Source organism: Formosa sediminum, from assembly GCF_007197735.1.
GTDB classification, from domain to species: domain Bacteria; phylum Bacteroidota; class Bacteroidia; order Flavobacteriales; family Flavobacteriaceae; genus Formosa; species Formosa sediminum.
Map to the genome: position 1 here is coordinate 2,345,338 of NZ_CP041637.1, position 26,742 is coordinate 2,372,079.

20 protein-coding genes and 1 tRNA gene are annotated in these 26,742 nt (G+C 31.1%); 15 read left to right on the forward strand and 6 right to left on the reverse strand.

Annotated features, from left to right (window positions below; translation table 11 throughout):
• Positions 1-555: 555 nt before the first annotated feature.
• The 4 genes from FNB79_RS10165 to murJ form a co-directional block, all read right to left on the reverse strand.
• Positions 556-1,137: a serine O-acetyltransferase gene (locus FNB79_RS10165; protein WP_143381197.1), complete on the reverse strand. Its 582-nt coding sequence runs from the start codon at positions 1,135-1,137 to the stop codon at positions 556-558.
• Between the two features lie 111 nt (positions 1,138-1,248).
• On the reverse strand, positions 1,249-2,448 hold the full coding sequence (locus FNB79_RS10170) for a hypothetical protein (RefSeq protein WP_143381198.1): 1,200 nt from the start codon (positions 2,446-2,448) through the stop codon (positions 1,249-1,251).
• Positions 2,445-3,533 carry a glycosyltransferase family 4 protein gene (locus FNB79_RS10175; protein ID WP_143381199.1) on the reverse strand — a complete coding sequence of 363 codons (1,089 nt, stop codon included), beginning with the start codon at positions 3,531-3,533 and terminating at the stop codon, positions 2,445-2,447. Before FNB79_RS10175 ends, FNB79_RS10170 begins: the two co-directional genes overlap by 4 nt.
• Before the next feature lie 90 nt (positions 3,534-3,623).
• Positions 3,624-4,895 (reverse strand): murein biosynthesis integral membrane protein MurJ, encoded by a 1,272-nt coding sequence (murJ, locus tag FNB79_RS10180; RefSeq protein WP_246073261.1) that lies wholly within the window; start codon positions 4,893-4,895, stop codon positions 3,624-3,626.
• Positions 4,896-5,818: 923 nt separating this feature from the next.
• Between murJ and FNB79_RS10185 the strand changes: the two genes are divergently transcribed.
• From FNB79_RS10185 to FNB79_RS10195, 3 genes are all read left to right on the forward strand, one after another.
• Positions 5,819-9,910, forward strand: a complete 4,092-nt coding sequence (locus tag FNB79_RS10185) for a T9SS type A sorting domain-containing protein (RefSeq protein WP_143381201.1) — start codon at positions 5,819-5,821, stop codon at positions 9,908-9,910.
• Positions 9,911-10,181: 271 nt separating this feature from the next.
• Positions 10,182-10,463: an EF-hand domain-containing protein gene (locus tag FNB79_RS10190; protein ID WP_221932576.1), complete on the forward strand. Its 282-nt coding sequence runs from the start codon at positions 10,182-10,184 to the stop codon at positions 10,461-10,463.
• Between the two features lie 98 nt (positions 10,464-10,561).
• Positions 10,562-11,305, forward strand: a complete 744-nt coding sequence (locus FNB79_RS10195) for a hypothetical protein (RefSeq protein WP_246073262.1) — start codon at positions 10,562-10,564, stop codon at positions 11,303-11,305.
• Between the two features lie 60 nt (positions 11,306-11,365).
• Here the strand turns inward: FNB79_RS10195 and FNB79_RS17230 are convergent, their stop codons facing one another.
• A complete protein-coding gene (locus FNB79_RS17230; protein ID WP_185967757.1) occupies positions 11,366-11,509 on the reverse strand; it encodes a hypothetical protein in 144 nt (47 codons plus the stop codon).
• Between the two features lie 183 nt (positions 11,510-11,692).
• Between FNB79_RS17230 and FNB79_RS10200 the strand changes: the two genes are divergently transcribed.
• Complete coding sequence (locus tag FNB79_RS10200) at positions 11,693-12,058, forward strand: EF-hand domain-containing protein (protein ID WP_246073263.1); 366 nt, start codon at positions 11,693-11,695, stop codon at positions 12,056-12,058.
• Positions 12,059-12,189: 131 nt separating this feature from the next.
• Here the strand turns inward: FNB79_RS10200 and FNB79_RS10205 are convergent, their stop codons facing one another.
• Positions 12,190-13,221, reverse strand: coding sequence for a LacI family DNA-binding transcriptional regulator (locus FNB79_RS10205; protein ID WP_143381202.1), 1,032 nt, complete (start codon positions 13,219-13,221; stop codon positions 12,190-12,192).
• Between the two features lie 227 nt (positions 13,222-13,448).
• Between FNB79_RS10205 and FNB79_RS10210 the strand changes: the two genes are divergently transcribed.
• From FNB79_RS10210 to trxB, 11 genes are all read left to right on the forward strand, one after another.
• Entirely contained in the window at positions 13,449-14,495 is a 1,047-nt protein-coding gene (locus tag FNB79_RS10210) for a sugar kinase (RefSeq protein WP_143381203.1), read from the forward strand.
• Between the two features lie 43 nt (positions 14,496-14,538).
• Positions 14,539-15,756 carry a 6-phosphofructokinase gene (locus FNB79_RS10215; RefSeq protein WP_143381204.1) on the forward strand — a complete coding sequence of 406 codons (1,218 nt, stop codon included), beginning with the start codon at positions 14,539-14,541 and terminating at the stop codon, positions 15,754-15,756.
• Between the two features lie 18 nt (positions 15,757-15,774).
• Positions 15,775-16,443, forward strand: coding sequence for a bifunctional 4-hydroxy-2-oxoglutarate aldolase/2-dehydro-3-deoxy-phosphogluconate aldolase (locus FNB79_RS10220; protein ID WP_143381205.1), 669 nt, complete (start codon positions 15,775-15,777; stop codon positions 16,441-16,443).
• 266 nt (positions 16,444-16,709) lie between these two features.
• Positions 16,710-16,783: transfer RNA gene (locus tag FNB79_RS10225), tRNA-Arg, on the forward strand.
• A gap of 761 nt (positions 16,784-17,544) precedes the next feature.
• On the forward strand, positions 17,545-21,024 hold the full coding sequence (locus tag FNB79_RS10230; RefSeq protein ID WP_185967758.1) for a hypothetical protein: 3,480 nt from the start codon (positions 17,545-17,547) through the stop codon (positions 21,022-21,024).
• Between the two features lie 164 nt (positions 21,025-21,188).
• The gene (locus tag FNB79_RS10235; protein ID WP_221932577.1) at positions 21,189-22,169 is read left to right on the forward strand and encodes a Gfo/Idh/MocA family protein; all 981 of its coding nucleotides are present in this window, start codon (positions 21,189-21,191) and stop codon (positions 22,167-22,169) included.
• A gap of 235 nt (positions 22,170-22,404) precedes the next feature.
• Entirely contained in the window at positions 22,405-24,216 is a 1,812-nt protein-coding gene (locus tag FNB79_RS10240) for a hypothetical protein (RefSeq protein ID WP_143381206.1), read from the forward strand.
• A 354-nt stretch (positions 24,217-24,570) separates the two neighbouring features.
• A complete protein-coding gene (locus tag FNB79_RS10245) occupies positions 24,571-24,933 on the forward strand; it encodes a YtxH domain-containing protein (protein WP_143381207.1) in 363 nt (120 codons plus the stop codon).
• A 3-nt stretch (positions 24,934-24,936) separates the two neighbouring features.
• Positions 24,937-25,284 (forward strand): hypothetical protein, encoded by a 348-nt coding sequence (locus tag FNB79_RS10250; protein WP_143381208.1) that lies wholly within the window; start codon positions 24,937-24,939, stop codon positions 25,282-25,284.
• 3 nt (positions 25,285-25,287) lie between these two features.
• A complete protein-coding gene (locus tag FNB79_RS10255; protein WP_143381209.1) occupies positions 25,288-25,491 on the forward strand; it encodes a hypothetical protein in 204 nt (67 codons plus the stop codon).
• A 199-nt stretch (positions 25,492-25,690) separates the two neighbouring features.
• Positions 25,691-26,653, forward strand: a complete 963-nt coding sequence (gene trxB / locus FNB79_RS10260) for a thioredoxin-disulfide reductase (RefSeq protein ID WP_143381210.1) — start codon at positions 25,691-25,693, stop codon at positions 26,651-26,653.
• Positions 26,654-26,742: the final 89 nt, after the last annotated feature.

Below are 26,742 nucleotides of genomic sequence, written 5' to 3' on the forward strand. Positions count from 1 at the left end.
TTGCTATTAAACGTTTTTCTTTTTAATTACTACTTGTTAGACTATTTATAACAAAAAATACTTGAAAGTATACGTTTTTATTTAGACAATTTTCTTGAGGAATAATTTATATTGATTTAGCTTAAGTTTAAGACCGTAATTATTTTAAGGTATTTGTTTATAATTAATTACAAAACTGTTTAGGTGTTGATTATTAGTGGTATACTAGTTGTGTTTTACTTGTTTTTATGATAAATTCATATAAAAAATGCAAAGGTTATTTTTTGGTTTTATATCCCTAAAGGTTGTTACAATATTTATAAATAAGGACTTATTATCTAATAAATATTTAAAGATGTTTTATAAAAATTTAAAAATCAAAAAAACTCTTTAAAAGGTTAGATTAAGCCTATAATCCGTTTAAAACTTTAATTTTATGAGGTTAGTTATAAAATATTTGCACTCATAATTTTCATGCTTAAGTTCCTAAAAAAAATATATAAAGTTGTAGAAATAAATCTGAGTTTAAATAGTTGGATATTAATAAAAAATGTAATTACATAGCTTAATACACCACTATATATGTTTAATGATTTTAGTGATGTCAATTTTTTTAATCGCTTTTGCAGGGTTGCCAGCAATCATCATACTGTCTTCTGTAAAGGATTTATTTACAACAGCATTAGCACCTATGGCTATATTATTTGCAATTTCTATATCACCATATATTTTAGCTCCAGGAGCTATATAAACGTTATCTCCTAATTTAGGTGCTTTTTTTGAGCCTCCCGAAGCTCCTATATTGGTACATGCATGAATTCTACAATTTTTACCAACTTTTGTATTACTGTTTATAACAATTGTACCATAATGTACAATTGCTAAACCTGGTCCAAAAACATTAATAGGAATAGAGAACCCTAATTTTAAAGATATATTTTTAAATTTAAATCTTAAATATGTATATACTAGTTTGTTAAAACCATGACGTTTACAGTTGTGATAATACTCTAGTTTTCTTAAGGTTTTTTGAAATTTCCAAATTTGATTTGGTGAAATACATTCAATGAAATAAGAAATTAAATTTAGATTTTGTATACCTAAAGCCTTTTGGTCTGCTTTTAAATAGTCTATATAGTTTTGTTTGTTCTGTATCATTGTGTCATTTTATAATTATATGTGATAAGCAATTGACTTTGTTGGATCTAATTTATAATTCTCAAAACATGTAATTTAAATAGTATACCCAATTTTAAATATTAAATAGAATTAATATTGAATCAATCTTTTCCTATCAATTACATAGCCTATAAAAACAAATAAAACAATTATATGTGTCTGATTTATAACAGTTTGTAAAGTAAGCATAAAAATATACATAGTGACTAACATAGATAAACAGAAAATCATTAATGTTAGATTAAGTTTTAAAGATTTAACTAAATAAATAACTAATAAAAATAAGAAAAATAAAAATGTAATTATACCTGCATCTGCCCATACACCTATATAAGTATTGTGTCCACGAATAAACGTGGAAAAACCAACACCATTACCCATAATAGGTTTTTTATAGACATATTCAAGCAAGAGTTGTAGTAATTCAGAACGGCCTGAGCTATCAATCTTTTCGGTGTTAAAGGTTAATACATTATAAATATTATCAATCTTACTTATTTGTCTAACGGAGAGGTTTAAATGACTATAAAACTGTTCTCTAACAAATAAAGCAGCGTAAAATAATACTAATAATACTCCTAATAGCAATACTTTAAACCCTCTGAAAAACTTGTAATTTGTAATGACAGAAACGATTACAAAAATAAATAAGCCAGTAGTAGATAAGGTTAGTAAAATACTATATACAATAACTAAAGTTAAAAAGATTTTAAATGCCTTTTGTAGTTTAGTTTTTGCGATATAAAACTTTTGAAACAATATATATGCTAATATATTTACCATTGCAGCATTATTTGCATCTGCGTACACACCACCAGCTCGGTCTAAAGGATAAGGTCTAATAGCTAAATCATCAAAGCTATAATTAATCTTAAAAAAGAAAATTGTTAAAATTGCAGAAATCATATAACATACAGTTATTACTTTAAAAAATAACTTGGTATATTCTTCTTGCCTTAAAAAATAATAAAAGCCAATAAAATAAATTACAGGAACTATTGTGGCAATCGTTGAGTAACCAGGATCTTCAAACCCGGTGATGCCAGATGCTAATAACCCAAAACTATAATAAAGAGCATAAAAAATAAACCATAAGCTAGCTGTTTTAGATAGTTCGCCATTAGAGCCTTTAAGTACAACAAAAACACCTATAAGTATTAATACTAAATTTATGTAAGCTATAAATTGAGATAGTGCTATCGAGATAAAAGCAGCTGTTAATAACTGTATATTTAGACAACCACAAATTAATGGCCATATAAAACATATAATAATTGCTTTTCCTTTCATTTTTTTATATGTAACTTTTTAAATTCATTCTCATACTTTTCTATAATGGTATCTATATGATATTTATCTAAGGACTTAATTGCTTCTTTTGCTAAAGAAGCTCTTAAATTAGAATCGCTAATTAATCGTTGTAGATTAAATTGCATCTCTTTAATGTTTTGATCTTCAATAAGTAAGCCGTTTATGTCCGGGGTGATTATATCTGATGGACCAGTTTTACAATTATACGCAATACAAGCCATACCTTGAGACATGGCTTCTAACAATACCATGGGTAAACCTTCAAATCTTGAAGATAGAATAAATATAGACGAAGATTGCATGAGGTCCGAAATATTAGACACAAATCCAGTAAAAATAACTTGTTCTTTAATGTCATGTTGGTCTACAAGTGAAGCTAGTAAATCTAAACCATTCTCACCTGTTCCTGCAATTTTTAATTTCCAATCTGGATTTGATTTTAATATAGGCGCTATAAACACAATTAAGTTATCAAAACCTTTATGATGGTACCTATCTAGATTCCCAACAGCCAATATTGTTTTTTCTCTTTCCTTTAACTGTGCGGTTAACGGAAGAAAACTACATGGGTTGGGCATAACCTTTACATTTACATTAAATTGTTCATAATACACTACATCAAAAGAAGTAAGAACGGTTAAAAGATCTGCACGTTTATACAAGTGTTTTCTTGTGAAATTGGTTAATTTTTCACGACTTTTCATTGCTCTTAAATAACTGTTGTGTTCTTCTACAATTATTTTTATACCAAATAATTTAGCAACTATAATAGTAATAAAATTTGTAAGTGTAATAAAGGAAATTATAAGGTCAGGTCTGTTTTGTTTTTTACAGTAATAGGAAGTTAAGTTAATCATACTTTTAATGGTATGGTTTGAAATGTGTCCATAATCCATTGATATCTTGTTTATTGTGTTGGGTATGTCATAAAAAACTTCATAATCATTAAGTGTAATTATGGTTATATCGTAATTAGGTTTATTTGCAAATGCAGTTGCTATTAAGGTTAGAACTCGTTCTGCACCACCACCTTTTAATCTAGATATAATAAAGTGAATTTTCATTGTTTAATTAATTAAAATAGTTTTTTACGCCGTGAATATATTTATGAAATTAAAATCTTTTAATTCATTCAATGCCGATTGCATAATTTATTATAGTGTTAATTTTTTAAATTGTTTGTAAGTATATCCCATGTAAAAACAACTACTTATTATTAAAACAAAACTGGTACTAAAAGCTAATCCATAAACACCATAATATTTTATAAGAATAAAATTTAAAGTAATATTAATTAAAAGATTAATAAACGATATCCAAGCCATAAACCTGTTTTTATTAATGCTTGTAAGAAATTTTACTATTATTAGAGTACATAAATAAAATGGAACATTTATAAATAGTATTTGTTGTATAGCTGAAACTTTTAAGGTGTCTTGATGGGTAAAATTATCAGATTCTAACCATACTTCAACAATCCAATCAGAAAACAGTACTGCAATTATTACACCTATAATACCAATGGTAAGTACTAATTTTAGTATTCTAAAGAGATAAAGGTAAGCCGATTTTAAATCTTCGTTAACCAATCTGGAAAAATGAGGTAATAAAACACTTCCAAGAGCCATAATAACTATTGTTACTCCAAATGCAGGAACCCTATTTCCGTAATTTAAAGCAGCGATAGAACCAACAACCAAAGACCCTGCAAAAAATTGATCAATGAAATTATTCATAGCAGAAAGAAAACTAGATGATATTTTAGGTGGTAATTGATTAATCATTATCTTAACATTATCATTAAATACCGGTTTACTTAAAGAAAGAATGTTATATTTTAATGCATAAAATAACAGAAAGATAAAACCTATAATACTTCCAACAAGAGTACCATATGCCAATAACATATTACCCAGTTTATCATTTAACACATATAAAAATATGATCATTGTAATTAATGGAAATAATTGATGTATTGTTGAAATTAAAAATTTGTCTTCAATTTCTAAAAGTCCAGAAATGACAGTGGTTAACCCCCAAATTAATAATGCTGGTAAAATAATGTATAATTGATTCTTTACTAAAGAATAATATGCCTGCGTGTGGTTTGGATAAATGGATTCTAAAAATAGATCTATAAATAAATAAGCGACTATTATAGAAATTATAGAGATTATAATTGTCATTAAAAAAATTATAGATTGAAAACTTGAAATATTTCCCTCGTTTTTAACTTCTGCTATATAATTTGGTATAAATAAATTTTTTAAAGAATTTAAGAACACACTCTGAATAAAAGTTGGAATCAAGATGGCTATTAAAAATGTATCTAACACCTCTGAAAGTCCAAATTGGCCCGCTATAATTGTTTCTTTATAGAATGCAATACCTTTAATAAAAAAAGTTACTATTGCTACTATAGCCATATTTCTCACTAAAGAGTTATGGAAAGCAGTCTCAATTTTTTTAATTATTTGTTTTCTACTTAAAGGTAGCATTTAAAATTTATATTTTTCATGATAGTGTGTTTATAGAAATATCTTTAATATATGGTCTTTTATCTTTATTATTTTTCATCTGATATGTATCTAAATAATATTTGTGATTAAGAATTAAATAAAACACAACAGTTGTTATATAACTTAAAAAGTAACAGGTGTTTTTTCTTTAAAAAAACTATAATATTCTTTTTTAAAAATTATTAAATATTTTTCAAAGCCATTTATTAAAGCAAATATGATTAAAAGCACTTAATAAATATATTTTTCAAGTCAATTGGGTTAAATTTTCGATGAATTTACTTTTTTTCATTTCTAGTAAATTATTATAGGTCTCTTAATTTATATGTTAGAAATAATTATATCCTAAAACTATTAGTAGTTTACCCTAAATATTGTTGTAAATTATATATATCATACTCTATCTATTATTCTTTATAGTCCTATAACTATATGTACACATTAATATGTAAGACAAGTAGATAAATTATCTTTGTTAATATTTTTAATACTAAAAGTAAAATTAATTGTAAAGTGTTAAATAGTAATGTTTAGTTGGTCTAAGTTTTATCTATTGATGTTAGTCTTGGGTTTTCTATAAAAAGAGTGATTCTTAGGGTGAAAGACGTCTAAGTTTAAAATAGATACGTATATAGGTAAAATAAATCGTTGTAACGAAATATTTTACCGATAAAATACGTAAGTAAAATCTCTCATTTATTTGTTTTGTGTAGTTATTTTCTTACCTCATTATTTTTTTTATCGATAAAAGTTGTTTTTTGTACGATTAAGTGTATTAATTGGCTATTTTTATTTAAAAATTAAAATAGCCACCCCCAAATTTGTTATAAATGACCTACTTTTTTTCTGCTTGTACCCCGACAGGCATAAACTTTTCAAGACTTTTGGTTTTCAAAAACCTATGCTTACTAGCTTTATTTGTTTTAATTACGTCATTAACTTTTGCGCAAACCAAAGCATTTCCATCAGCATATGGTGCAGGAGCTTATACTACTGGCGGCCGTGGAGGAGATGTGTATCATGTTACCAATTTAAATGATAGTGGCTCTGGTAGTTTTAGAGAAGCTCTTAAACAATCTAATAGAACAATTGTATTTGATGTAAGTGGAATTATTCAATTAAAATCTTTATTGGCTACTTCTGTTGATAATATTACAATAGCTGGGCAAACTGCACCAGAAGGAGGTATTACTATAGATGGTAGTCGAGTGTATTTTAGTGGGGTTGATAATATTATAGTAAGACATATTAGGTTTAAAGGTGGAGTAGATTATGGAGATGATAGTTTTACAGCGGCTTCTTCAATGACTAATATAATTTTTGATCATTGTACATTTGCTTTTGGGGCAGATGAGAGTGCGAGCTTCTACACTACAGAAGCGGGAAGTACAATTAAAAATATTACAGTGCAAAGGTCGTTATTCTCAGAAAGTAAAAATGGCTCTATTTTTGGTGGATATGCAGAACGAGAAATGACTGTAGGACAAATTTCTGTGATTAATAATATGTATTACAATGCTTCTCATAGATTTCCCAACATAGCAGGAAACGATGGTGAGTTTGAAGTGATTAATAATGTTATATGGACTGTTAAAAACAGGCTAATAAGAGGGGATGGCGAGTTTAAGCTTAATCATATTAATAACTATTATGATTATGGTGTTAGACCTCTTCAAGATACAAGAATTCAATGCTATACTTACAAAGATGGGACCATTCCTGCCATTTATACTTCCGGGAATAAATACGTTGCAGTAAATAGTCAATCGCCAACAAATAGTGTGTCAGAATTAAATGCAAATAATAAATTAGCTTGGAAATTCTTTTTAGATGGCGGTGGATATGCTAGAGGTGATCAGATTCCTGATAATTATTTTGTAAATAATCAATATGGCTTATTCGGTGCTAAAATGAGTATTCAATCTGCAGATGCTGCTTTTAATGATGTAAAGTTTGATGTAGGTTGTAATGCGCGATTGAATGCAGATGGATCTTCTTCATCTAATTTAGATCTTCTAGATACAGAATGGTTAACTAATGTACAAAAAGGAATCTATACAGAACGTCTAGAAACATCTGCTTATAAAGTGCCCGCTTTTACCTCTAAAACCAGACCTTCAGATTACGATACAGATCAAGATGGAATGGCAGATGAATGGGAGCGTAAAACTTTTGGCAATTTAAATAAAGATGGACTTGGAGATGCAGATGGTGATGGTTATACCGATCTAGAAGAATTTTTAAATGGAGTAGATGAGGGGAATTCTCAAGATATAATACCTTCTTTAGAAGTAATTGCAGGAGAAGATGAAACAATTTGTAACGGGGCTGAAATTACACTTACAGCATCAGGAGCTTCTTCTTATTTATGGAGTACTGGTGACACTACAGCAAGTATTACTGTATCTCCAGAAAACACAACGACTTATACTGTAACTGGTGAAGATAGTTATGGAAATTCGGATACAGATGAAGTTTTAATTACTGTTGTAGATTTGACTTCTGTAGATGCAGGGGAAGATGTCACAGTTTGTGAGGATGGAAGTATAGAATTAAGGGCTACAGGTGCAGGTGAATTTGAATGGAGCACAGGAGAAAAAACACAATCAATTACGGTCTCACCAAATAAAACAACCACGTACACGGTTACTGCTACTAACGGAATATGTTCAAATTCCGATGAAGTCACAGTAACCGTGTCACCCAGGCAAACGATAAACGCCGGAAGTGATGTTAACATAGAATTAGGAGAAAGCACAACGTTGTCTGTATCTGGATCAGGATCTGTACTTTGGAGTACAGGAGAAATTACGCGAGATATTACCGTTTCACCTACAGTATCAACTACATATACTGTAACGGTTTCTGAAAACGGATGTGAAGCACAAGACGAAGTTACTGTAGTAGTATCAGAAACAGTTGTAGAAGTTATCGCAGATGCCGGAGATAATGAAACTATTTGTGAGGGAGAAACGGTAACATTAACAGCAAGCGGCGGATCAACTTACAAATGGAGTACAGGAGCAACAACTCAAAGTATCACGGTAAGTCCAAGCACAACGACAACATATTCAGTAGAAGTGTTTGAAGGTGCTGTTTCAGCAACAGCAACAGTCACAGTACAAGTCTATGCATTACCAGTTGCTAATGCCGGCGCAGACCAAACCATAGAAGAAGGTGAAAGTATTACACTAACAGCAAGTGGCGGATCAACCTACAGCTGGAGTAACGGATCAACATCTCAGAGTATTACAGTTAGTCCAAATCAAACGACAACTTACACCGTAGAAGTTTCAAACGAAAACGGATGTTCAGATAGTGATGCAGTTCAAGTTATTGTAAATGCTAAAAAGGTAGAAGTTATTGCTGATGCCGGAGAAGATCAAGCTATCTGTGAGGGAGAAACGGTAACATTAACAGCAAGCGGCGGATCAACTTACAAATGGAGTACAGGAGCAACAACTCAAAGCATCACGGTAAGTCCAAGCACAACGACAACATATTCAGTAGAAGTTTTTGAAGGTGCTGTTTCAGCAACAGATGAAGTCACAGTACAAGTCTATGCATTACCAGTTGCTAATGCGGGCGCAGACCAAACCATAGAAGCAGGTGAAAGTATTACACTAACAGCAAGTGGCGGATCAACCTACAACTGGAGTAACGGATCTACGTCTCAAAGTATTACAGTTAGTCCAAATGAAACGACAACTTACACCGTAGAAGTTTCAAATGAAAACGGATGTTCAGACAGTGATGCAGTTCAAGTTATTGTAAATGCTAAAAAGGTAGAAGTTATTGCAGATGCCGGAGAAGATCAAGCTATCTGTGAGGGAGAAACGGTAACATTAACAGCAAGCGGCGGATCAACTTACAAATGGAGTACAGGAGCAACAACTCAAAGCATCACGGTAAGTCCAAGCACAACGACAACATATTCAGTAGAAGTGTTTGAAGGCGATGTTTCAGCAACAGCAACAGTCACAGTACAAGTCTATGCATTACCAGTTGCTAATGCCGGCGCAGATCAAACCATAGAAGCAGGTGAAAGTATTACACTAACAGCTAGTGGCGGATCAACCTACAGCTGGAGTAACGGATCAACATCTCAGAGTATTACAGTTAGTCCAAATCAAACGACAACTTACACCGTAGAAGTTTCAAACGAAAACGGATGTTCAGATAGTGATGCAGTTCAAGTTATTGTAAAAGCTAAAAAGGTAGAAGTTATTGCAGATGCCGGAGAAGATCAAGCTATCTGTGAGGGAGAAACGGTAACATTAACAGCAAGCGGCGGATCAACTTACAAATGGAGTACAGGAGCAACAACTCAAAGCATCACGGTAAGTCCAAGCACAACGACAACATATTCAGTAGAAGTGTTTGAAGGTGCTGTTTCAGCAACAGCAACAGTCACAGTACGAGTATATGCATTACCAATTGCTAATGCTGGCGCAGATCAAACCATAGAAGAAGGTGAAAGTATTACATTAACAGCAAGTGGAGGTACTGAATTTTTATGGAGTAACGGATCAACGTCACGAAGTATTACAGTTAGTCCAAATCAAACAACGTTATATTCGGTAGCGGTTTTTAATGAATTAGGTTGTTATACAGAAGATGAAGTTGTAGTTATTGTAGAAGCATTTAAAGGGGAGGAAATTGAAGAAGAAATAGAATTTGAGTTCAATATTTATCCTAATCCAACATCAGAATTATTAAATTTAAAAATTTCAGGACTTGATCAAGCCATACCAGTTAGAATATATGATATGTCAGGAAAAGTGTTGTATAACAATATTATTGAGTCTGATGGAAGTTTAAGGCATGAAGTTTTAAATTTATCTTCTTATCCAAAAGGATTCTATGTATTATCTATTATTAAAGCAGGTAATACAATTACTAAAAAAATTGTAGTCAAATAAATTTTTAAAAAAATAAAAATTAAAAAACCGTCTAATTATTGACGGTTTTTTTATGCTCAAGATTGAGGGATTGAGAGTGAACTATTTTTAAGTTTTATATTATTCTTTTTGATACAGAATCACTTAAACCGCAGTTTTATCTCATATTAAACTGATTTAACAAATTTTTATAGACTTTTACTTAAATAAATCTAGCATTCACTGAAAACCTAAAATACATATCTAACTATTTCTAACCTTTGTACATATAAGAATCTAAAAAAAATAAATTATGAGTACAATAAATTCTAAAATCGGATTATTAATGGTGTTTTTTTGTCTAGCTTTTGTAAGTTTTGCTAATGCACAACAACGAGGTGGCGAACAAAAAGAGCCGCCAACATATGCTAAATTATTAGAGGATATGGATGCTAATGAAGATGGAAAACTCGAAGAATCTGAAGTAAAAGGACCATTAAAAGATGAGTTTACTAAAATTGACACTAATGAAGATGGATACATTTCAGAAAAAGAATTTGAAGACGCTCCTAAACCAAGTGGTAAAAGAAAATAGTTAAATAAATTGTTTGTTGTTGTGTAAAAAAGCTTTGTAAGCAATTATGAAGCTTTTTTATTTAAACAAAATCCTATAATTATACAAATAAGCGAGAAGTGAAAGTATTTAGGGCGTTTAGAAAAAAACAATTGCTTTCGGGTAAATTAAGAAATCATATCGTTTATGCTATAGGGGAAATTTTGTTAATAGTATTAGGGATTTTAATAGCTTGGAAAATTAATGATCTTAATGAAATTAGAAAAAATAAAATTGTTCAAGAAAAAATATATCAAAGCTTATATGAAGAGTTACATACTAATTTAAGTGTATTAGATTCTTCTATAATGCAATACAATACCAGCAGAGTAGCATTACAAAAAACATTAAACTTTATTGGCGTAGACAGTTTGTCTAAAGCAGATAAAAGTGTGATTTTACAAGTTAAATTTAAAAATTCAAATCTGAGGAATGAGGCGCTAAGTTCTGTGAATTTCACAGATAAATTTCAGTTTCTTGAAAATGATACCTTAGCAGATTTAATTGCAGAATATCCTTCAGAATTAAAATCCTTTCAAGAGCAAGAACTCAAAATCAGGAATATAGTAGATAATAAATTACAGCCTGTATTAGAGCAGCATTTGTCATTGATAGATATCCTTCCGGAGGTTAATACTAATTATAATCAGATAAGAGAAAAAGGTCAGAAATCTAACTATAAGGCTTTATTAAATAATAAAGAATATCAAAATAGTATAATCGATCAGTTATTGCAAACAAAAATATTGCTAAACCTCTCTATGAATCTTAGAAAGAAAACTCAAATTCTTGCAATTAAATTAAAACAAGAATTAGAAGATTAAAAAATTGAACATAGATTATCTTTTTTATTTAAAATAAAATTTTAAAAAGCAGAGTCTCTTTTAAATATTAACACTCACCAGTTTAGGTGTTGTGTAGTTTTTAGAAAACGAATATTTATTAAGGACAAGAGATGCTTGTTTTACCCGTTTTACTGCAGGAATATAAGGAGGTGTAACTGAAATGATAAATACTGATGTATACATTACTGAGGTGTATATAAAACGAATGGCTATTGACAGTATTGTTAATTAATATAGTACAGCTTTAGCATTAGAAAATAGATTCTTTGGAATGCAGTGTTACGTTTAACATTTTAAGGATTAATATGTTGAGTAGCTTAAGTAGTAAAAATTTTATATAAATAATAAAAACTAAATTTAATACAGATGAAAAAATTAATTTTTTTAAGCTCAGTCGCTTGTATCATGTTTGCGTGTCAGTCTAAAAAGGATAAAAAAACAGATATAAAAGAACAAAATGTCACTGAACAACATGAGTCTGAAAGACCACTAGAAGGGAATGGTTCTAAAAGACATGTAGACGGCCCTCCAAGTTTTAATAAGTTATTAGAAGAAATGGATGCTAATGCAGATGGTAAATTGTCTAAAGACGAAGTTAAGGGGCCTTTAGAGAGTGATTTTGATAAGATTGATACAGATAAAGATGGATTTATATCAAAAACAGAATTAGAAAATGGGCCGAAGCCTCAAAGAGGAGATCATGATGGGCAAAGACCACCAAAAGAGCATTAATATTAGTCTGCTTAAAGCCTAATTATCACTATGTAAATTAAGCCTAGACACTACTCAAAGTTTAAAACTTAAGTGAGTGTCTAGTTTTTTTTGGTATATAAAGGCTTAAGTCTATAAGTTATACTAAGTAATTAATTGTGTTTTCTTCTTGAAGAATCTCGAATAATTAACTCCGGTTCTAAAATGGTTTTATGTAAAACAGGTTTGTAATTTTTATCGTTTACACGCAATAAAAATTGTTTAGCTACTAACCGACCAATTTCTTTATTGTGTTGGTATATACTCGAAATAGAAGGAGAAACTAATGAAGTAAAAGGTTCATTACTAAACCCCACTAAGGCAATCTGTTCCGGAACTTTAATATTATGTTCTTGTAAAACCTGTAAGGCGCCTAAAGCAGCATAATCTCCAGCGGCATAAACTGCATCTGGCAATTCTGGAAGTTTTAAAAGTTGTTCCATTTTTTCGCGTCCATCTTCAATGGTTAAGCTACTTTCTAAAAGTAAAGCTTCATCTTCTGGTAACTCATGCTTTTTTAAGGCATCTCTATAGCCTCTAATACGGTTTTTGTAAATTCTGGTGTGGCTATATCCAGCAATATGCGCAATACGTTTACAGCCTTGTTCTACTAAGTGGCTAACTACAATGTTACTACTTTGGTAATCGTCTATTCCAATATAATCTACACCAATATCATTCTCACCACGATCAAATAACACTAAAGGAATTCCTTTTTCTTTAATTTTATTGTAATGGTCAAATGTTACTGTTTCGTTTGCTAAAGAGGCAATAATCCCATCTACTTGAGTTTGCAATAACGCATCAATATTCCGACATTCTTTATCGAAAGACTCATTAGACTGTGTGATTATAAGATTATAGCCTTTTTTGTTTAATTCGTATTCAATATTTTCAACAACAGAAGAAAAGAAGTAACTGTTAGTTTTAGCAACAATAATTCCCACTAATTTACTTTTACCGCTCCTTAGGGCAGAAGCCAAGTGGTTGGGCTGATAATCTAATTCTCTAGCCACTTTTTTTACTGCAGCTTTAGTCTTATCACTGATTCTAGGATGGTTATGTAACGCCCTCGATACAGCAGAAGGAGTAATATTTAACACATTTGCTATATCTTTTATGGTCGTTTTGCTTTTGTTTTTCAAAATTTTATGTAAATTTGGTCAATCGTTTGAACAAATGTATTGTTTTTGCGCATTAAATTAGTATTGAATAGAAATCAATTCTTTTTTTAATATTGAATTAAAAGTTATAAAAATTTGCACAAACGTTTGTTTTAATGATTATTGTTCAATGTTAATAGCATTGTAAAAATACAAAGAGGAATGAAATTCCTGTTAAAAATTAAACTTAATTAATATAAATTAAAAAAATGAGTAAAGTAGTAACGTTTGGAGAAATCATGTTAAGATTAGCTCCTCAAGGATTTTTAAGATTTTCTCAAGCTAACAATTTTGATGTTGTGTATGGTGGTGGTGAATCTAACGTAGCAGTATCATTAGCTAACTATGGTATTTCTTGTGATTTTGTAACACGTTTACCAAAGAATGATATTGGAGAATGTGCAATGATGGAAATGCGTAAAAGAGGTGTTGGTGTAGATAAAATTGTTTGGGGTGGTGATCGTTTAGGAATCTATTTCTTAGAAACTGGAGCGGTATCTAGAGGAAGTAAAGTAGTTTACGATAGAGCACATTCTTCTATGTCTACTATTGAATCTGGAATGATTGACTGGGATGCAGTATTTGAAGGTGTAGAGTGGTTTCACTGGACTGGTATTACTCCTGCAATTTCTCAAAGTTCTGCAGACGTTTGTTTAGAAGCTGTTAAAGCTGCAAGTGAAAAAGGAATTACAATTTCTACAGACTTAAACTACCGTGCTAAATTATGGAAATATTGTGACGATGCACATAGAGAAGCTGTAATGACAGAATTAACGTCATATTGTGATGTTGTATTAGGAAACGAAGAAGATGCAGAAATGCACTTCGGGATTAAGCCTGATGGTGCTGCAGTACAAACTGCAGGACACAATGTTAAAGCAGAAGCATTCTTATCGGTTTGTAAGCAAATGATGGCTAAATTCCCTAAAGCTAAAAAGGTAATTACTACATTAAGAGGGTCTATCTCTGCATCTCATAACACATGGGCTGGAGTATTATACGATGGAACTAAAATGTTAGAAACACGCCAATACCAAATTACAGATATCGTAGATAGAGTAGGTGGAGGAGATTCTTTCATGGGAGGATTAATCTACGGATTATTAACTTACCCAGACGATGATCAAAATGCATTAGACTTTGCTGTTGCGGCATCTTGTTTAAAACATACTATTAAAGGTGATGCGAACTTAGTAACTGTTGCTGAGGTAGAAAAACTTATGGGCGGAGACGCTTCAGGTCGTGTGGCTAGATAATATCTAAACCTATAAAATCATTACAAACAAACACGATTAACACATGGAAAAATCAATTGCAATTATTTGTGGCGGTGGGCCCGCACCTGGGATAAATACCGTAATTAGTACTGTAGCCAAAACGTTTATGAAAGATGGTTACAAAGTAATAGGTGTGCATCATGGGTACCAAGGATTGCTTTCAGCAGAACCAGAAATAAAAGTTTTTGATTTTCATCATGCCGATCGTATTTTTAGTCGAGGGGGCTCTACTTTAATTATGAGTAGATTTAAACCTAAAGACAGTGATTTTAAATCAGATTTTTTTAAAAAAAATAATGTAAAATTATTAGTTACTATTGGCGGAGACGATACAGCATCGACCGCCAATAGATTAACTAAATTTCTTCAAACAGAACAGTTAGATGTAAAACATGTACATGTACCAAAAACTATAGACAACGATTTGCCTTTACCTGATAGAAATCCAACATTTGGTTTTCATACCGCTAAAGACGAAGGCGTTAGAATAGGAAACACAGTATATGAAGATGCAAGAACTAGTGAAAACTGGTTTGTGATGTCTGCTATGGGACGTTCTGCAGGACATTTGGCGTTTGGCATAGCTTCAGCATGTCATTTTCAAATGATGATTATCCCAGAAATGTTCAACAAAACAAAAATTACATTCGAGAAGCTTACAAACATGATTGTATCTTCAATAGTAAAATGTAAATTAGAAGGTGTTGAATATGGAGTCGCTTTAATTAGTGAAGGTGTTTTTCACTTTATGGATGAAGAAGAAATTTTAAATTCTGATATTAATTTTACTTACGATGATCATGGACATCCCGAACTAGGTAACGTAAGTAAATCTCATATTTTTAACTATTTATTACAAGTTAAACTTAAAGAGATTGGGTTAAAAGTAAAGACAAGACCTGTAGAACTTGGCTACGAATTAAGATGTTGTAATCCTATAGCTTTTGATTTAACACTATGCTCATTATTAGGAATTGGTGTTAAAAAACTATTCGATCAAGGGGTTTCAGGTTGTATAGTAAGTGCAAACTCAAAAGGTGATATTACGCCTTTATTTTTGAAGGATTTTGAAGATGAAAGCGGTAAAATTCCACCAAGATTAGTCGATATCAATTCAGATATGGCTCAACTGTTTATCGATAATTTATTCTACATTAAAGAAAAAGATTACGAAAAAGCAAAACAATATTTACCAAATCCAGAAGCATACGATTTTAAGAAAATCTTAAACTGGAACTAAAAAATTAAAAATAATACAATGGCACAATTTTCAAGATTAGAAGTGGCTCAAGCAATGAAAGATACAGGAATGATTCCTTTATTTTTCCACAGTGATATTGAGTTAAGTAAAAAAGTATTAAAAGCTTGTTACGATGGTGGAGCAAGATTAATGGAATTCACAGCTCGTGGAGATTTCGCTCACGAAGTTTTTGGTGAATTAACAAAATACGCTATTGCAGAATTACCTGGAATGATTATGGGTGTAGGTTCTGTAACAGATGGTGCAGCTGCATCTTTATATATGGCTTTAGGAGCTAACTTTATTGTAACTCCTGTGTTAAGAGAAGATATTGCAATTGCATGTAACCGTAAAAAAGTATTATGGTCTCCTGGTTGTGGTACATTATCAGAAATTGCTAGAGCAGAAGAGTTAGGATGTGAAATCGTAAAACTTTTCCCTGGTGATATTTACGGACCTAAATTTGTTAAAGGAATTAAAGGCCCACAACCTTGGACAAGCGTTATGCCTACAGGTGGTGTGTCTCCAACAGAAGAAAACTTAAAAGGTTGGTTTGATGCTGGAGTGACTTGTGTTGGTATGGGGTCTCAATTAATATCTAAAGATATTATTGCAAATAAAGATTACGCAAAATTAGAGCAAGATGTAAAAAATGCTTTAGCAATCGTAAAAGCGGTTAGAAAATAATCGTTTTAATACATATTTTAAAAAAAGAACTGTTTTTTTAAAAAGACAGTTCTTTTTTTGTCTTTAAATTAGTAGCTGCTGTTAATTTAATGTTTTTAACACCGAAAATTATTGATTTACAAAGTCTAATAAAATACAGTAAATATTTTTTTAAATTTATATAAAATAATGTTGTGTAGTTTTATAAAGTCTTATATATTTGCACAGCTTTTCAGAAACATGGTTTTCTAAATAAAAGCAATTTCAGAACAGTAATGTTCGTGAATGGTGGCATAGCTCAGTTGGATAGAGCACCTGCCTTCTAAGCAGGCGGTCGAAGGTTCGAATCCTTCTGCCATCACAAAAAAGCTTTCGAGAAATCGAAAGCTTTTTTTGTTTTAGTATACTTCCATATTATCCATCTTTTTTTTATTAAAAATTACAACCTAGTCAATAGTCAACAGTTCATTATTATAATAATCTTATAACTCTCTATGGATTGTTATAAATACACTTTATATTATTATAATACAAATTCACTCTCTCGATTTATAATCTCTGCAATTATTTAATACCATTGAATCGTCTTTAATAAATATAATTTTAATACTTAAAATGAGGCCAAAAATCGATCTATAAGTAGGTGGGTTTTAAGGGTTAAATTACCATTAAATTTAGGTTAGATTTTATATTTTATTAACAGCATGTTTTAGTGTGTTTTTTTTAGTAAAAACATGTGATTTTTAATTGGATTTTAGAAGGGTGCCGACGAAAACGTTTGAATATTTTTAAGTAGGTTTTTTCTTATTTATAATAATTCTAATTTTCTTCAAGTTCTTTGTTTTTAGGAGTTTTCAGATAATTTAATCCTTGAAACTATTAGTTTTTTATCTCTATTTTAACTAAATTTACAAGAGTAATAAGGTACATTATTTTATGATTTTTAGAGGTTGAATTTAACATGGAATTTAGCGAGTAAATTATAGTAAAAATTGATCTAATAAATTGTAAAAAAAATCAGGTGTTAAGTTTGTTTTTTTAGCCGCTTTTTTTGACTATAAAATGTATTGTTAACGCGTAATGTATTACTCTAAAATTATCGATTTTAAATTTACATATAACATGAGTAGAGAAAAGAAAACGAATACAGAAGCTGTTATTCGAAGCAGAAAAGACACGATTCGGTACATCAACCTTCAGCTTGCTGCTTTGGGACAACCTATTTATCACGACGACGAGAATGCAGAAATAGCATTTAGTAATCCTAATTTTCAAAAATTAACTAATGGATTAATTAAAAGTTTTCGTGAAAAATCGAGAATTCTGTCAGATCATTTATCACCTGTAGATAATCGTATACAAACTTTTATAGATGATTATTTAAAAGATATAACGTTTGATGCCCCTTTAAAAATACCAAATAACACTTTAGTATTAAATCAAGCCGGACATGCTCGCGAGGTGAGTTTGCCTCCAAATGGAGATCGTTTTGTAAGTGAAGATGTTACGTCGTATAGAGTAAAACAAGGTGTATTAAATAATCCTATTCATGACAAAAGAACCACTAAAGGTACATTCCATATTGTTGAAGGGCCTTTACCGGTGCCTTTAGATAAATTTGAAGTCCCAAAAATTACTTTTGCGCATTTATTAGATGCAGCGCTTAAACCTTCTTCTGAATTAAAAACGTTACCGTTTACATCTAAACAGAAGGAACAAGCAGAAGTTATGGTGTCTATGTTAATGAGACCCATGGTATGTCCAGAAGTTAAAGGTGTAATTACCAAAAAGAGTCTAGAAGTGCGTTTCTTTGCTCCAGGGAGTTTAGTGAGTAATTTAGATTTTGTGGAAGCTATTTTTGGTAATGCAGGAGATCCTTCGTTAGTGCAAAATGATGCAGCATTAGATACAGAACATTGGACAGGACATACAGGGTGTATTATTTTGGCACCTCAATTAAAAACGCTTAAGAAAAAAGATGTAGGCTTACCACATTTTGATGATGCTACGGAACGTCAAAGAAACGACGGTATGTGTTGGAAAGATGCAGATGAGTTGTATAATGATGGTGGTGCTTTTAAAATTACGTGTAGAGATGATAGAGGTGTTGTGGTAACTTTAATAGCAGATAATTACTACGGATATTCTAAAAAGGAAATTAAAACCCAAATTAGCTATTCTGCTAACTTATTTGGTTTGGTAGAGGAAGAACACTCAGGAGGAGCTGTAGCGTACCCAAGAGGTGTAATGGGAGATATTGTTAATGGTGCTGGTTGGAATAGAAAATATGGAAATAAATATACCTTTGAAGATGTAAAAACTCTTTTAGGAGATAGAATTGATGTTAAAGAGGGACATTATGCCATAGATAAGAAATATCCAAACATTGTATATGTGCCTGAAAATGCATACATAAATACGAATACAAACGATGTTACTTGGACATATAATGGAAAAGATCAACGTATCTTATTGAATCCGCATAAAACATATGTACATCCGTCTGGTAATAAATTTAAACTGGAAAAACATGATGCTATTTCGTTATGGCGTATAGTAAATACAGCTCCAGAAGGCGTATTCTGCCATAAACCATGTACGGTGTCTGGTGGAGGAAAGTCAGAGATTTCTAAATCTATGAAAAATGCAATTACTTATAGTAATTTCAATATTATAGATATAGACGAAGACTTTAAAAAAGCCGATGAAATTATAGAGTACGATTACTCTAAAAGATGGAGAAATTACGATCCAACGTTACCACCATCAGAACCATTTTTAAGTTCTAAAAGAACATTAGGGTCTGCTGTACGATTATTACAACCTTTAGATGTGTTTACAGACGAATACAACGAGTTTGTATCTAGCATACCTGTACACATTAGATCTTTAGTATTGTTTGTTAAACGTTTATATAGACAAGATCACGACGCCCTAAATTGGAAAGACTGTGTGTCTGTAGATATTGTAAATGGCCAAAAAGGAACAGGTTTAAAGTATATGAATAATCCTGTAGTGGGGAGTTATGTGCGAATAGGATTTAATCAGGATGGAAATTGGTTATTAAATAAATTACGATCAGATTTTTCTGCGAGTTTAAAAATTCAAATGGAAGACGATATTACAGCGTCTATTACTTTACCAAGACATAACTTTAATAACTTAAATTCACAATACACGAATAAGAGTTTAAAAGTGGCGGCTAATTGCGAATCTCATTTATTCCAAAGACCAGACGAAGCTATTATTCGTGGGTATGATAAAAATGCAGAACGAGATATTGTAGATGAAAACGTGTTTTTAACAAATTACGAGTTACTAACTAAAAAGGATGCTAAAGAAATTTATGAAGACACTATTAATTTCGATAAATATACACAGCCTGTAAAAGATTTAATAGAGGAAGTTGTAAATAGTCCTAAAGACGAAGAATACTTTGCTTTACCTTCACATACAAGAATTGTAAATGGAGAACCTACAAAAAATCCACGTTATTTAGAGCGCAATAAATTTATAAACGAAACAGAAGAAAGCTATTTAGCTGAAGTTGGTATGCGTTTATTTAGAAAAGTAGCTCCAGAAGATCCAATTGTAGATGTTGTAAATGCAGTATTACCAGGTAGACGTAACAATCCAGCCGATACTAAAGCCGGAATCCGTCCGTTGGCTGTTTATAATCCAATTCATTATCAGGAAACTCCAGAAATGTTTATGGACTTTATCTGTAGTCTTACAGGGAAATCACCGTCTACTACAGGAGCAGGCTCTGAAGGTGCTTTAACAAAAGGACCTTTTAATATGCTTACGCCTACAACAGATTTAAATAATGCATTATTATCTCATATTTTAACAGAATCTAATGCTTTTAGTACGGCTGCAGGTTATGTTGGTGGAGAAAATAAGGTAGATCATGATATTAGTATTCTAATTCCAGAAATATGGGCGCGTTTAGAGCCTCAAGACAGAGATCCTAATTTCTTAATTAAAGATGGAGCACTTGAAAAAATAGACGATTTCGAATATAATGGTAAAAAAGTACTCGCGAGTAGATTAGGGTACCGTATAACAAAACAATTCTCTTTAAGATGTTTAAACCGTATTTTCGATGAACCAAATGCTGTGTTTAACGAAAAAATGCTTAAACCAGAATTGCAAGGTATGGAAGACTATGTAGATGGAATTAATAATATTGTTGAAGCGCAACAAAAAGTAGCGTTAAGATATTTTGAAGATGGAAGTATAGAAGCAGCTATTCCGCCATTAAAAATTCTTTTACATATGATGGCTTACGGAAACTACGAAGGTAAAGAGATGAGCGATCCAGAGCTAAGAAGTTATTTTGAAAGAGACTATGTACTTAATAGTGATTGGTATAAAGAGCGATTAAAATTAAAACAACAAAAAGACATCGCGTTTTACACTAAACAAATTAATTACTTAGAAACGTTTATGTCTAATCCAAGTAATAAGCAATTGGTTGCAGAAATGGATTTAGATCATCGTTTACAAAGTGTAAAAGACTTATACAATAAAGCGAATACAGCCGAGTATTTAGAAAGCTTAGTAGGTACCATTGGTGCAGACCCATTATATTACAAATAATGCATTAAAACGCTTAACGTATAGTTTAGTATTTAAATATTTAAAGGCTTGAGGTTTTCCTCAAGCTTTTTTGTTTAATAGCACCTTCATTTAAGTATTATTTTTAGGGATTAATCAATATTGACTAAATTTGAAACTAATATAAATGGGTAAAATATATCAACATGAGTATGAATAAGATTGTTTGGGGTATAATTGGCTGTGGAGATGTAGCAGAAGTTAAAAGTGGTCCAGCGTTTTCGTTAGTAAAACAATCAGAATTAAAAGCGGTAATGCGTAGAGATTTAGCTAAAGCCGAAGATTTTGCAAAACGGCATCAGGTTAAATATTGGTATAATGATGCGTCATCCATTTTAGAAGATCCAGAAATTAATGCCGTTTATATTGCCACACCTCCAGCATTTCATTTACAATATACTTTAGACGCTATAAAAGCAGGTAAACATGTTTATTTAGAAAAACCTATGGCGCTAAATGCATTAGAAGCCCAAAAAATTATAGAAGCCTTAAAAACATCTAATACAAAATTAAGTGTTGCGCATTACAGGCGTTACTTACCAGCTTTTTTAAAAGTACAAGATTTGTTACAAGCACATATAATAGGCGAGGTGTTGTTTGCAGATATTCAGATTTTACAATCAAAAAACTCTGAGATAATCGCTAATTCAGATACGCCGTGGCGTTTTAATCCTGAAATATCGGGTGGCGGATTGTTTCATGATGTTGCACCGCATCAATTAGATTTAATGTATATGTATTTTGGCGATTACAAAGCTGCAACAGGGTTTTCGATAAATAGAAGTCAAAATTCATCAGACGATATTGTAAACGGCATTATTAATTTTAATAACGGAATACAGTGTCGTGGTATGTGGTCTTTTAATGGCGCTAAAGCAGATGAGAAAGATGATTGTGTTATTTATGGTACAACAGGTAGAATAGAATTTTCATTCTATGGAAAACAAGTCACTTACTACAAAAATGGTACAGCAAAAAGTTTTCTATTTAAAACTCCTAAACATATACAACAACCTATGATTTCGGCAGTTGTAGATTATTTTTTAGATCAAGGTGAAAATCCCTGTCCTGCAGAAGATGCCTTACAAGTCACTAAAATTATGGATGCATTTACAAACTACCATTAAAATAAGATTTTTCTTAGTAAAAATGTAAGTTAAAACTTATGTGATTTTAAATAAAGGCCATCAAAAATAGGTGGTCTTTTTTATATGCTAATCAGTCATTATAATTGTTTTATAGTAAGTTATAGATAAGGAAGTAGTGAGGTAACATGATAAATGTCATGTATTATGGCTAAAAATAATCTCACTTTTGTAAATCTTTTTGTTAAGAAAAAAAGAATAACTTAAAATAATTTTAATGAAAAAACTACATTCATTCCACATACCAGTAATGGGAATAGGCTTTACAGCAGACACCCCTTTAAAGGTATCTCATTTAGGGATAGATTCGGCGATTTCTTTAGTAGACGATATCTTATTAGAGAAGCTTAGAAAGATGTATTGCAATATGTTCGAGTTACCTTATAGTGAAATCGATAATGCTCAACCCGACTTTAGAGCTAAGCGTATAACCTCTTATTTAGATATGTTACATGATGTTACTGAAGAAAAATTCAATCAACTTAAAGAGGTAAACAAATCTTGTATAGATGAGTTAAAACATTACTTAAGTCTATTGCCAAGCACTTCAGAAATAAAAACTCAGTTTGTAAATGCTATTTCAGATACCTTTAACTTAGATAAGGCAAAAAAGATTTTTTCTGAACATTTAGAAAAAGGAAGTATTGATGTTAATATTATGACCAAAGTCGATAAAGATCATTTTGAAAATAAAGAAAAATTGCCTGCAGCATATAACGATGCACATGCTGCTCTTAGAGGTTATGCCCAATCTAATTTAAGTTCGTCTTTAATATTATCGGCAGGTATGAATCCACAATTATTCAGTTATCTCGAACACTTTAAGGATTTTTATCCAGATGTTACAGGTTATATTAAAAAGAAAATAATACTTAAAGTTAGCGATTACAGATCGGCTTTAATTCAAGGTAAAATTTTAGCCAAAAAAGGAATTTGGGTTTCAGAATTTAGAATAGAATCGGGATTAAACTGCGGGGGACATGCCTTTGCGACTAACGGATTATTATTAGGGCCTATTTTAAATGAATTTACGGTGAATAAAGATCGTTTAAAAATAGAGCTTCACGAACTATTAACAGCAGCATTACAAACTAAAGGGTATGTTACACCAGACCATGTTTTACCCATTAAGATTACTGCCCAAGGTGGTGTAGGTACTTCGGAAGAGCATGACTTTTTATTACACCAATATAATTTAGATTCTATAGGTTGGGGAACACCATTTTTATTAGTTCCAGAAGCCACTGCAGTAGATCAAGAAACATTACAACAGTTGGTAAACGCTAAAGAAGAAGATTTATATTTAAGCGATATTTCGCCTCTAGGTGTGCCTTTTAATAGTTTAAAAGGGAATACCAAAGACGAAGAGAAATACAGAAATATTAAAAAAAACAGACCAGGAAGTGCTTGTCCTAAAAAGTTTGTAGCTTTAGATAAAGAGTTTACCGAAGAAGGCCTATGTACAGCTTCTAGACAGTACCAGCATTTAAAAATTAAGCAATTAGATGCGAAAGGGTTAGATAAGTTAACTTATCAAGAAGAATTGAATAAAATTACCATAAAATCTTGTACCTGTGTCGGGTTAGGCACATCTGCATTATTAAAATATAATTTAGACACCAAAACAGAAGGTAAAGGAGTATCTGTATGTCCAGGTCCTAATATGGCGTATTTTTCTAAAATCATGAGCCTTAATGAAATGACTTCACACATTTATGGAGAAATTAAAAATATAGTATCACCACACAGGCCTAATATATTTGTGAAAGAGCTTAGTATTTATGTAGATTATATTACTAAAAAATTTAATGAATCTTCGGTAATCGCAAATAAGAGGGAAGAAAGGTATTTTACCACTTTTATTAATAATTTAAAAGCAGGTGTATCTTATTATGATAGTCTTCTGGAAGAAACTAAAGATTATTTTCAAACCTCTAAACATATTATTAAAGCAGGTTTAGAAACTGAGTTAAACCGATTAAAAACATTAAGTTTAAAAGTAGAGGCAGCTGTACAAGTTGTGACTTAATAGTAAACGCTAAAATCTTAGCTTAACAAAAAAAGCCTTGCAACTTGCAAGGTTTTTTTTGTTAAAACCCATTGTATATTTTAAAGGAAATAAATTATTTATAAAATGCTTTTGCGTTAAGAATAGACGTGTTTATGTTAATAAATAAGTTAAAACAACTTTAAATTGCAGTATGTAATAAAAGGTTTAAATGACTGATTTGTAATGAGTTTTTTGCTTTAAATTTGGGATTTATATTTTGTGTTGTTTAACTTAAAATTGTGCTTTATTATGCATAAAATCTCTTAATATTATGTAAATTTGATAATAGATTTTTAATTAATCTAGAATATTTAACCATAAAACTATACAGTTATGAGTAAGAGTAGTAACACCGTTTTAGGACTTTTAGCAGGTACAGCTATAGGAGCGTTAGTTGGCATTCTTTATGCTCCGGATAAAGGTAGTAAAACAAGAAAGCGCTTGGCTGAAGAGGCTTCAGTTGTTGCAGATAAAATGAATAGTAGTGCTCAAGATATAAAAGAAAAAGTAAGTAGCACTGCGCACGATCTAAAAGAAAAGGTTAATAGCCAAATGGCAAGTCAGAAGAAAACTTTAGACGAACAATTAGAAGTCATTGTTACAGATGCTAGTCATAAAGCAGACGATGTAATTTCTACCTTAGAAAAAAAACTCGCTTACTTAAAAGAACAAAATAAGAAATTTCAAAAATCATAATATATGAATGTTTTTGAATCTTTAAATGAGACTTCAAATAAAGCCGTAGATATTGGTGAGAAGTATGTAGAAGCTTCTCATCAATATTTAAAGCTAAAAATATTTCAACAGCTAACGGGTGCAATGAGCCTTTTTGGTAAAATGTTACTTATAGGTTCGTTTTTATTTATTGCGTTTTTGTTTTTAGCAATCTCGGCAGCAGTAGCTATAGGATATGTATTAGGTAATTTCGCTCTAGGTGCTTTGGTTGTTGGGGGTACATTCTTATTATTAGCTTTAATTATTTACTTATTAAGACATCGTATAGATAAGAAGTTTATAGAAGTGATGTCTGAAAATTTTTTTGATTAGTATATGAAAAAGGATTTTACAAATTTCGATGATATAAAGTTAGAGCTTAAACGTTTAGATCTTGAACGTCAAATAGCCTGGGAAGAAATGAAAGCCTTAAAAGGTGATGTTAAAGAGGACTTAAAACCTTTAAACTGGGTACACACCGTAATTAATTATACGGGAAAAATAGGCTCTCTTGTATTTCTTAAGAAACTTTTTAAATAAAAAAGACGTATTAAAATTTTACAATTTACATAATACCATTTTATATACTAAGCCCAATAATTGTATTTAATTATTGGTTTTTTTTTAGTGTATACTCCATCAATAATTTTTATCTATTAATAATAACTTTTAATAACTTAAGTTGTAAGGTTTGTCTCAAAAATTCTACTTTTGTTGTAATAATAAATGATAAGAAGATATGTCTGATACTATTGAAAAAGTTAAATGCCTAATAATAGGTTCTGGACCTGCAGGATATACAGCAGCTATTTATGCTGCAAGAGCTAATATGGCTCCGGTACTATATCAAGGAATGCAACCAGGTGGTCAATTAACAACAACTAACGAAGTAGAAAATTTCCCAGGTTATCCAGAAGGAATTACAGGGCCAGATATGATGATTCAATTACAAGATCAGGCTAAACGTTTTGGTACAGATATTCGTGATGGTTGGGTTACTAAAGTAGATTTCTCAGGATCTATACATAAAATATGGGTTAATGAAACTCAAGAAATACATGCAGAGACTGTAATTATCTCTACAGGAGCTTCGGCTAAATATTTAGGATTACCATCAGAACAAAAGTATCTTCAATTGGGAGGTGGTGTATCTGCTTGTGCAGTTTGCGACGGGTTTTTCTACAGAAATCAAGAAGTGGTTATTGTAGGAGCTGGAGATTCTGCTTGTGAAGAAGCACATTACTTATCTAAATTGTGTAAAAAAGTAACCATGTTAGTAAGACGTGATGAATTTAGAGCGTCTAAAATTATGGCAAATCGCGTTAAAAAAACTGAAAATATCGAAATCTTATTCAATACAGAAACAGAAGAAGTATTGGGAGATGGTCAAGTTGTTACAGGTGTTAAGGTTAAAAATAATCAAACAAACGAATTTAAAGAAATACCTGCTACTGGATTTTTTGTTGCTATTGGTCATAAACCTAACACAGATATATTTAAAGACTTTTTAGAACTAGACGAAACAGGGTATATTATTAATAAACCAGGGTCTTCTAAAACAAATATAGATGGCGTATTTGTATCTGGAGATGCGGCAGATCATGTATACAGACAAGCAATTACTGCTGCTGGAACTGGATGTATGGCAGCCTTAGATGCAGAGCGTTATTTAGCGTCTAAAGATGTAGAAGTAGAGGCTTAATTCTATTTTTAAATCTAAGTAATTGAAACCGAAGCATTTGTTTCGGTTTTTTTTGTATCTTTCAGTTTTCGTAAGAAGGTTGTATTAAT

What these genes read in the sequence shown, in the direction of transcription:
- FNB79_RS10165 (WP_143381197.1), bottom strand. Translation starts at nt 1,137, where the DNA reads ATGATACAGAACAAACAAAACTATATAGACTATTTAAAAGCAGACCAA.
- FNB79_RS10170 (WP_143381198.1), bottom strand. Translation starts at nt 2,448, where the DNA reads ATGAAAGGAAAAGCAATTATTATATGTTTTATATGGCCATTAATTTGT.
- FNB79_RS10175 (WP_143381199.1), bottom strand. Translation starts at nt 3,533, where the DNA reads ATGAAAATTCACTTTATTATATCTAGATTAAAAGGTGGTGGTGCAGAA.
- murJ (WP_246073261.1), bottom strand. Translation starts at nt 4,895, where the DNA reads ATGGCTATAGTAGCAATAGTAACTTTTTTTATTAAAGGTATTGCATTC.
- FNB79_RS10185 (WP_143381201.1), top strand. Translation starts at nt 5,819, where the DNA reads ATGACCTACTTTTTTTCTGCTTGTACCCCGACAGGCATAAACTTTTCA.
- FNB79_RS10190 (WP_221932576.1), top strand. Translation starts at nt 10,182, where the DNA reads ATGAGTACAATAAATTCTAAAATCGGATTATTAATGGTGTTTTTTTGT.
- FNB79_RS17230 (WP_185967757.1), bottom strand. Translation starts at nt 11,509, where the DNA reads ATGTATACATCAGTATTTATCATTTCAGTTACACCTCCTTATATTCCT.
- FNB79_RS10200 (WP_246073263.1), top strand. Translation starts at nt 11,693, where the DNA reads ATGAAAAAATTAATTTTTTTAAGCTCAGTCGCTTGTATCATGTTTGCG.
- FNB79_RS10210 (WP_143381203.1), top strand. Translation starts at nt 13,449, where the DNA reads ATGAGTAAAGTAGTAACGTTTGGAGAAATCATGTTAAGATTAGCTCCT.
- FNB79_RS10215 (WP_143381204.1), top strand. Translation starts at nt 14,539, where the DNA reads ATGGAAAAATCAATTGCAATTATTTGTGGCGGTGGGCCCGCACCTGGG.
- FNB79_RS10220 (WP_143381205.1), top strand. Translation starts at nt 15,775, where the DNA reads ATGGCACAATTTTCAAGATTAGAAGTGGCTCAAGCAATGAAAGATACA.
- FNB79_RS10230 (WP_185967758.1), top strand. Translation starts at nt 17,545, where the DNA reads ATGAGTAGAGAAAAGAAAACGAATACAGAAGCTGTTATTCGAAGCAGA.
- FNB79_RS10235 (WP_221932577.1), top strand. Translation starts at nt 21,189, where the DNA reads ATGAGTATGAATAAGATTGTTTGGGGTATAATTGGCTGTGGAGATGTA.
- FNB79_RS10240 (WP_143381206.1), top strand. Translation starts at nt 22,405, where the DNA reads ATGAAAAAACTACATTCATTCCACATACCAGTAATGGGAATAGGCTTT.
- FNB79_RS10245 (WP_143381207.1), top strand. Translation starts at nt 24,571, where the DNA reads ATGAGTAAGAGTAGTAACACCGTTTTAGGACTTTTAGCAGGTACAGCT.
- FNB79_RS10250 (WP_143381208.1), top strand. Translation starts at nt 24,937, where the DNA reads ATGAATGTTTTTGAATCTTTAAATGAGACTTCAAATAAAGCCGTAGAT.
- FNB79_RS10255 (WP_143381209.1), top strand. Translation starts at nt 25,288, where the DNA reads ATGAAAAAGGATTTTACAAATTTCGATGATATAAAGTTAGAGCTTAAA.
- trxB (WP_143381210.1), top strand. Translation starts at nt 25,691, where the DNA reads ATGTCTGATACTATTGAAAAAGTTAAATGCCTAATAATAGGTTCTGGA.